We start from the raw sequence: 286 nt of genomic DNA on the forward strand, positions 1-286 counted from the left end.
GAGATCATCGCTGCCTCAATCAAAGATGAGCAAGCGGGCGCTGAACTAGAACTTCGTTACTTCTTAGAGCGCGCAAAAGAGCAGAAAACCGCAGCAATTATCGGTGCGTTTCTAAAACACGGTGGTCAAACTGAGCGTGAAGCGAAAGACATTCAAGGTATCTTCGTTGACACCGCAGCAGAGTTATCACAATAGACAATGACGCAATTAAATGGCCATCGCTTGATGGCCATTTATGTATGTATCTACTTATTTATCTATTTATCTGTGCACCGATGTAGTAATT

At 43.0% G+C, this 286-nt stretch carries 1 pseudogene; it reads left to right on the plus strand.

From position 1 onward, the window contains the following. A pseudogene (locus AB4486_RS26500) lies at positions 1-195 on the plus strand (enoyl-CoA hydratase/isomerase family protein); the annotation flags it as partial. Positions 196-286 lie beyond the last annotated feature (91 nt).

This window comes from Vibrio sp. 10N.222.55.C6 (assembly GCF_041473395.1).
Classification (GTDB): domain Bacteria; phylum Pseudomonadota; class Gammaproteobacteria; order Enterobacterales; family Vibrionaceae; genus Vibrio; species Vibrio crassostreae_C.